The organism is Salinibacter sp. (assembly GCF_036626415.1).
GTDB lineage: Bacteria > Bacteroidota > Rhodothermia > Rhodothermales > Salinibacteraceae > Salinibacter.
In genome coordinates this window covers 1-6,942 of sequence record NZ_JAZKRW010000144.1, presented here as the reverse complement: position 1 = coordinate 6,942, position 6,942 = coordinate 1, and the positions used below count along the sequence as shown (strand labels likewise).

The 6,942-nt window shown below is 66.7% G+C and carries 6 protein-coding genes and 1 pseudogene; 4 read left to right on the top strand and 3 right to left on the bottom strand.

Going from position 1 to position 6,942, the window contains the following annotated elements:
- The 4 genes and pseudogenes from V5A20_RS12425 to V5A20_RS12410 all read left to right on the top strand — a co-directional run.
- Positions 1-185: pseudogene (locus tag V5A20_RS12425) on the top strand (PIG-L deacetylase family protein); the annotation flags it as partial.
- A 134-nt stretch (positions 186-319) separates the two neighbouring features.
- Positions 320-1,378 carry a sensor histidine kinase gene (locus V5A20_RS12420; RefSeq protein ID WP_332327469.1) on the top strand — a complete coding sequence of 353 codons (1,059 nt, stop codon included), beginning with the start codon at positions 320-322 and terminating at the stop codon, positions 1,376-1,378.
- Between the two features lie 106 nt (positions 1,379-1,484).
- Positions 1,485-2,234: a 6-phosphogluconolactonase gene (gene pgl, locus V5A20_RS12415; protein ID WP_332327468.1), complete on the top strand. Its 750-nt coding sequence runs from the start codon at positions 1,485-1,487 to the stop codon at positions 2,232-2,234.
- Positions 2,235-2,794: 560 nt separating this feature from the next.
- A complete protein-coding gene (locus tag V5A20_RS12410) occupies positions 2,795-3,211 on the top strand; it encodes a co-chaperone GroES (protein ID WP_332316618.1) in 417 nt (138 codons plus the stop codon).
- Between the two features lie 34 nt (positions 3,212-3,245).
- Here V5A20_RS12410 and V5A20_RS12405 read toward each other — a convergent pair whose 3' ends face one another.
- The 3 genes from V5A20_RS12405 to V5A20_RS12395 all read right to left on the bottom strand — a co-directional run bounded on the left by V5A20_RS12405 (position 3,246) and on the right by V5A20_RS12395 (position 6,826).
- Positions 3,246-5,075: a hypothetical protein gene (locus V5A20_RS12405; protein WP_332316617.1), complete on the bottom strand. Its 1,830-nt coding sequence runs from the start codon at positions 5,073-5,075 to the stop codon at positions 3,246-3,248.
- A 17-nt stretch (positions 5,076-5,092) separates the two neighbouring features.
- Positions 5,093-5,872, bottom strand: coding sequence for a protein phosphatase 2C domain-containing protein (locus V5A20_RS12400; protein ID WP_332327467.1), 780 nt, complete (start codon positions 5,870-5,872; stop codon positions 5,093-5,095).
- Between the two features lie 87 nt (positions 5,873-5,959).
- Complete coding sequence (locus tag V5A20_RS12395) at positions 5,960-6,826, bottom strand: vWA domain-containing protein (protein ID WP_332316615.1); 867 nt, start codon at positions 6,824-6,826, stop codon at positions 5,960-5,962.
- Between the last annotated feature and the right edge of the window lie 116 nt (positions 6,827-6,942).

Sequence of the window (6,942 nt, the reverse complement as noted above, 5' to 3'; positions counted from 1 at the left end):
GACGCAGGGCCCTCCACTGCTACGAGACGTACCGCCCGGTCATCGAGGAGCACCGCCCCCTTGACACCATCGGCCCCCACATTTCGTTCGAATTGTTCGCGGAGGTCCACGATCCCCCCTTGTCGTCACTCCTCGACCGCCTGCCCTCCCTCGACGACGAGGCAGGCCTCCCCCGCTCTCCATAAGGCTTGCCCGAGACCCGAGAACGGTTTTCGGTTTGGTAATGCTTCCGGTCCCGAACAACGGAACGCGAGACTGGGGCACGGAAGTATGACCCGGTCCCATTTCACTTTGGGTTCTCGACAGATCCACCTACGTCGTGTCATTCGTTCCGCGGCTTCCCGTGTTCGTGAGTCGGCTGGGCCTCAAAATCGGAGGCACGGCGGGCACTGTGGCCGGGCTCGGGATGGGACTGGTGTCAAGCGTCTCGGTCGGTATCGCCGCCCTCCTCGGACTGGGAACGGCCGTTTTCGTCTACGCCGCGAGCCACTTCTGGCTCCACCGCCGCCTCCGCCACCTGCAGTCCGTCCTGCACCAGGTCCGCACCCACGAGTTCGACGCCCAACCGCCTCCTTCCGGCCCCCACGGCGACGAGCTCAGTACGCTCCTCTGGGAGGTGCATCGCACGGGCCAGAGCCTGCAAACCGAGATCCAGGAGCTGAAGGAGATGGAAAGCTACCGGCGCGAGTTTATCGGGAACGTGTCCCACGAGCTCAAGACCCCGATCTTTTCGGTCCAGGGCTTTGCCGAGACGCTGCTCGACGGCGCCCTTAACGACGAATCGGTAAATCGCACCTTTCTCGAGAAAATTCTTCACCACGCCAACCGCCTCGACAACCTCGCCCACGACCTCTCCACCATCACCAAAATCGAGACGGACGAGCTGGACATGTCGAACGAGGCATTCAAGGTGACGGAGCTGTTCGACGCCGCCATCGAATCGGTCGAGGTGCGGGCCGAGGAGAAAGGCATCACGCCCCAGCAGACGGTCCCGCCGGATTTGCCCCGGGTCTACGGTGATTTTGACCGCCTTCGCCGCGTGCTCGTGAACCTCGTGGACAACGCCATCAAGTACAACGAGGAGGGCGGCACCGTGCAGCTGGAGGCAGCCCTTCAGGCAGACGAGGTGGAGATCCGCGTCGTGGACGACGGCATTGGCATTTCGCCGGACCATCTGCCCCGTCTCACCGAGCGGTTCTACCGAGTGGACAAGAGCCGGTCCCGCAATCAGGGCGGAACCGGGCTGGGCCTGGCCATCGTGAAGCATATTCTGGGGGCCCACGACCGCGAGCTGCATGTCGAAAGCGTACCCGAGGAGGGCTCTGCGTTCCGTTTCACGCTGCCGACCTCGCCCCAGCCGAGCCTGCAGCCGGCATGAGCCGTCCGTAACGCCTTCCACGTTCAGGAAAACGCACGGTCTGCAGGGTTTGCTCGGGCCTCGACCACCTGAATCTCTTCCTCCCGTCTTTTTCTCTGTACGCTCCATGTCTTCGGTCCCCTCTCCCACCGTCAACCGATGTCCCGACCTGGCGGCCTTGAGCCGGGCAGCGGCCCGCGACCTGACAACGGACATCCAAGAGACCCTGCGCACGCAGGACCGCTACACCCTCGCGTTGGCGGGCGGCAGCACGCCCGAGCGCCTCTACGCGCTCCTCGCGGCGGAGGAAGAGGGCGCCCTTCCCTGGTCCCAGATCCACCTGTTTTGGGGCGACGAGCGGTTCGTGCCCGCCGACCACCCCAAGAGCAACACCCGCATGGCGACCGACACGCTCCTCGAGGCCGTTCCCATTCCGGACCATCAGGTGCACCCGATGCCCACGCACCTGGCCTCGCCCGATGCGGCCGCCGCGGCTTACACCGAGACGCTCCAAGAGCACTTCGCCGACCGCTCCAGAACGTTCGACACCGTCCTTCTCGGCCTCGGGAGCGACGGCCACACGGCCTCCCTCTTTCCCGAAACCGGCACGGCCGAGGCGCGCCGTTCCGACGACGCATGGGTCCGGGCCGTGACTGCCCCCCCCCGGCACGAGATTTCTCCCCGTCTGACCTGCACCATCCCGACCCTCAGCGGCGCCCGGCGCGCCGTCTTTCTGGTCGCCGGGGAGGAGAAACGAGCGGCCCTTACCCAGGTGCTCGACCACGCGGATCCGTCGCTCCCGGCCGCCCAAATTCGTCCTCGCGACACCCTTCTCTGGTTCGTGGATGCGGCGGCTCGCCCCAGTTCCCCGGAGTAGCCGGCGAACGGCTGCCGCTACCGATTCTAACGCTTCCCAGAAGCTGCTGAACGGTCAAATATCGATCCGAAGGACGGGGTCCCTGAACAGGCCAAGCGGATCCCAATGGCGGCCGGTACAGTCCGGACACGTGCAGTCCCCGTCCTGCGCCCGGGACGCAGGCACCACGTGCATTCCAGGGGCCGTGACGCCCACAAAAAGAAACCATGAACCTTCGGGATGTCCGGTTTGAATAGACCGCAGGCGCCCCTACATTCTGGAGACACATATTGAACCCCACCCGTCGACTTCGGTCCCTCCACCCCCACCATGGAGAACCCGATTGACCGCACGATCCGGCTGATGACCATTGCTGCGGGCCTTGTAAGTCTCCTCGTCTACGTCATTTTCCAGTTTGTCTGACCCCCGAAGGGCGTACGGCCTCCGGTCGCGGTGCCGGGGACACGTATGGTTTTTGTGCAAACCTCGCGGGAGTTTGAACCTGCGCTCGGTCGTCTCGTTAAGGCTGTCGTCTTTTTTGCCCCATTGCCCGTTCTCTTTTCGAGTGTACGTTTCCGTTTATGGCGGACCTGATTGTCGTCGGCGATCGCGTTCTCATTGAGCCACAGACTGGCGAAGACAAGACGGACACCGGCCTTGTGCTCCCCGCGTCGGTGTCGCAACAAGGAGAGGTCCTCAGCGGTCGGGTCGTAAAAACCGGCCCGGGGTATCTGACCCAAAATCCCGAGTACAGCGAGAGCGAAACCTGGAAGGAATCCGAGACGCCCGTCCGGTACCTGCCCCTTCAGGCCGACCCGGGCGACTACGCCTTCTTCATGGGCAACGAGGCGATCGACCTGCGCTACGAGGAGACGAACTATATGATCGTTCAGCACAACGCCATTCTGGCCCTCGTGCGCGGCGACGATACCCCCGAGGAGGAGCCGTCGGACACGACGATCGATGAGCTGGAGGACCTCTGGGACGAGGACGAGTAGTCCGGGGTGGCCGTCGGGGGGACGAGACAGCCGCCTACCCTCGGCGCCACCACGAGCGATCCTCTTCGATCGGCTCCGGCACCGGCGCGCGATCGTCGGGCGACTCGGTTTCGGGGTGGAGCGACGGCCCGGGAGAGCCGTCCGTCCGGTCCGGGAGCGTGGAGAGCCGGAGCAGGTAACGCACGTAGTGCCCGACACTCAGGTCCGGCATCTCGTCGAGCCGCGTTTCGATGCGCTCACGCTCCGTCCGCTGCGTTTGGATCTTCTCGCGGGTGCGGGCCCTCTGGTCGTCGAGGTCTTCGATCCGATGCTCCACGTAGCGCTGGAGGCGCCGCTCCTGCGCCGGCGACAGCGCGTCGGGAATCTCGTCGGCGTACTTCTTTTCGAGCGCCGCCCGCCACATCTTGAGCCGGGCACGGGCCCGGTCGCTGATGCGTCGGACCGACTCGACGGCCTCCGGCGTGACCTCCGAGGCAGTGCGGAGGTTGGCGGCCTTTAGTCGCACGACGTGCTTGTGGGTGAGCCCCTCAAGCTCTCGCACCTCTTCCACGAAGTGGTGCTTGAGGCGGTCGTGCAGTGTCTTCTCTTGAATCTCTTGGAGCCGCTTCTCGCGCTGCTCGGCCAGGGACGTGCGCAGCTCTTCGCGCTTCTCTTCCAGGCTGTCTGCCTCGCGCTTGAGCTCGCGGATCGCGGACGTGAACCGCTCGGCCTCCTGCTCCAACCGCCGTCGGCGCCGAACGAGGGAGAGGCGCGGGTACCGCGTCGCCACGAGCCCCGCCCCCACGCCGGCCCCGACCAGAAGTGTCCCAACTGCCGCAAGGCTCCCCGCCACCACGGCGAGCCCGAGGGCTGCACTTCCCGCCCCAATCGTCGCGGGCAAAAATGCTCGGGCGAACACACTCCGTTCCGCCGCGTCGCGCCCCCGTCGCGCTTCGGACCGGGACACCGAGACCTGACTCGGCTCCAGGCGCCCCTCCCGCACGGCCGACAGGGGCGGCACATCGGTGGGCTGCACGTAGCAGGCCGTCCGCAGGGCCGCTTGCACCTCTTGAAGGGGCCCCGTCTCCGCCAGGGCGTCGAAGAGAGGCGACTCCTCCGGGGCGTAGAAATCAGCATCTCGGAAGAGCAGGTTTTCGCCCGTGTCGTACTCATCCCACAGCTCCGGCCGCACGGCACAGGCCCGCAGCGCGGCATAGATGACGAGCCCGGCAAACCGATCGAGGGTCGGGCCGAAGTCGGCGTCGGTCCGATCGGGGTGTTGGTAGTTGCGGTGGCCCACCTCCGCGCTCGCTCGTCCCTCCAGGGCCGGGACGTACAGGGTGTCGTAGTCCACGAGCCGGAGCCGCGGCCCCTCCTCCCCCCTCTCCACCAGCACATTTCCGTGCTGGAGGTCGCCGTGGGCCAGGTCCATCGACTCCAGGTCTGCCATGAGGCCGGCCCAGGCCTCGGCGAGACGATCGAGCCGGTCGGGCCGATCGAGATGCTCTTCGACGAACCGGTTCAGGGTCGTGCCCGCGGCCCACTCCATCTTGAGCAGTGGGTACGCCTCTCCCCGCACCGAAAGGCCCTCCGGCTGGTAGGCAAACTCGAGGAACGCATCGTGGTCGGCCGCGTCGAGGGCCTGGGCGACCGCCTCGTACCGGGCCTGCTGGTCGGGCCGCTCCGCCAGGAAGCACTTGACTGCGTACCGCTCCCCCGCCTCCGTGGTCACGGGGAAGACCGCGGCGAACGAGCCGGTGATGGGCTGGGGCAGCCCGAGCGCATTGGTGCGGGGCGTGCTGTCCTGCAGCTCGGGGTCGGCAAATGCAATGGCGGGGGCCTGGAGGGCCTCCTGATACTCGCTCGGGGTGGGGGGGCTCGGCATGACAGGGCGTCTCGTCCCTACGAGTGGTTCATCGACGGGGGCGTCGGGGCCTCCGCCTCGGCGATACGTATGACGAGAAGCGTGGCGTCGTCGTTGCGAAGCCTCTCTTCGGCCCGTCCCCGATCCACGGCCCTCCGAAACTGTTCGTCGTCCCACGCCCCAGCGGTCGCCGGCCCGACGCGGGACTCCGGATTTAGAAGCCAGGCGGCGACGGCATCGGTGGCAAGTACGAACCCGTCGCCCGCCGTCCACGACTCGGAGGCATGCTCCGGCGCAGGTAGCGCCTGGTCCGGGCGACTGGGCACGAGGGCGGGCCGGTTTGTAAACGCCTCGGCCGTCCCGAACGGCCAGCTCCGCACAAGGGCTCCGTCTCGTACTTGGAAGAGGCAGCAGTCGCCGACCGACACGGCGCGCCACTGCCCGTCGGCCGCGAGCGAAAGGCCCAGCAGCGTGGCGAAGGCCCCTTCCTCCGCCTTGGCCGCCACGTACCAGGGGCGTCCCTGGGCACGCGTGCGAACCGCCGCCCGCCATTCGGTTTGCCAGTCCGACACGGCGTTACCGAAGGCCTCAGGGGTCGCGCCCTGCTCCACCACGCCACGGGCGAGGCGCTCGGCCCAGGATCGCGCAAACGCCGACTCCGTCGCCCCGTCGGCCACGGCGGCGCGCACAGGCCACGCCGCAGTTTGGACGCAGGCCGCATCCTCGTACTCCTTCTCTTCCGCCCCACTCTTCGGCACCGACAGAACACGGGTCTGCATCGCCGGCCGCTCGCCTTCCGAAGAATCGCGCTCGGACATCAACCTTATCGGCCCAATCCCAAAAACTGTTTTCCGCGTCGTGCACCCCGAACCGGTTCGTCGGCCTTTCTTGTCTCCCCCGCGTGTTCACCGCAGGTTGCTCGGCCGCGTGCCAATCTCCAGGAACGTGACGAGCGAGACCGGGTCGGCGTTGAAGACGAATCCCCGCGTGTCGAGCGTGACGCTGTACCCTTCCTGCTCGGCGGCCGACCGCATGGAGAACGGCAGGCGGCTCGACATCTGGAAGAGCACCTCGGCGTACTCGTCATCCTTCGGCACCTCGTCGGTGGCAGACGGCAGCTCCACGGGCGGCTTTTCCGACGCGGACAGGTGGACGTTGAAGAGCAGCACCTCTCCGTCGTCGGTCGCGAACGAGCGCAGCTCCTGGGCGTAGCGGAGCGGGTCTCCATCCGTGGCCTCACCATCGGTCACGTTCAGCACGATGGGCGGAAAGCTCTGGGGATGCTGGTCGATCCAGTCGCGCACAGACTGGGCCGCCAGGTCGAGCGCCTGGCACATCGGCGTTCCGTTCTTCGCCTGCGGGTCGAACCAGATCGGTGTTTTGACCCGCGTTTCCGTCGTGCCGCCGTCCCCGTCGTCCACCTCCGTCACCCGCTGCTCCATGCGCTGGGGGCGGTCGGCAAGGTGGCTGATGGGGACGAGACCGGTGCCGGGGTCGTACTCCTCCGTCGGCTGCACGAGGCGTTGCACGCGCTGCCCGTAGCCAATGACGCCGACGTGGAAGTAGTCGCGCACCCCCTCCTCCTTGGCACACCGCAGCACCAGATTTTGCAGGAGGTCGTTCACCGTGTCGGCCAGCACGCGGGCGCGGCTCGGGGCCGCATCGCCCGTCTTCTCGGCCCCGCCGAACGGCTCTTGCATCGACGCCGACTGGTCGAGCAGAAACAGGACCGCGGTGGGCTGCTGGCGACTAATCTCGGCGGAGTACGGCATGCAGGCAGGAGGTTGGGCAACGCAAGCGACGGCTCGAAAGTGGCATTCACCGTCCCTCTCGACGTTCCAGACGCACTGTTAAAAACGATCGATGCCCTCTTCCCAGGCCCCTCAGA

Coding starts and splice junctions, on each gene's coding strand:
- pgl (WP_332327468.1), top strand. CDS start 1,485: ATGTCTTCGGTCCCCTCTCCCACCGTCAACCGATGTCCCGACCTGGCG.
- V5A20_RS12410 (WP_332316618.1), top strand. CDS start 2,795: ATGGCGGACCTGATTGTCGTCGGCGATCGCGTTCTCATTGAGCCACAG.
- V5A20_RS12405 (WP_332316617.1), bottom strand. CDS start 5,075: ATGCCGAGCCCCCCCACCCCGAGCGAGTATCAGGAGGCCCTCCAGGCC.
- V5A20_RS12400 (WP_332327467.1), bottom strand. CDS start 5,872: ATGTCCGAGCGCGATTCTTCGGAAGGCGAGCGGCCGGCGATGCAGACC.
- V5A20_RS12395 (WP_332316615.1), bottom strand. CDS start 6,826: ATGCCGTACTCCGCCGAGATTAGTCGCCAGCAGCCCACCGCGGTCCTG.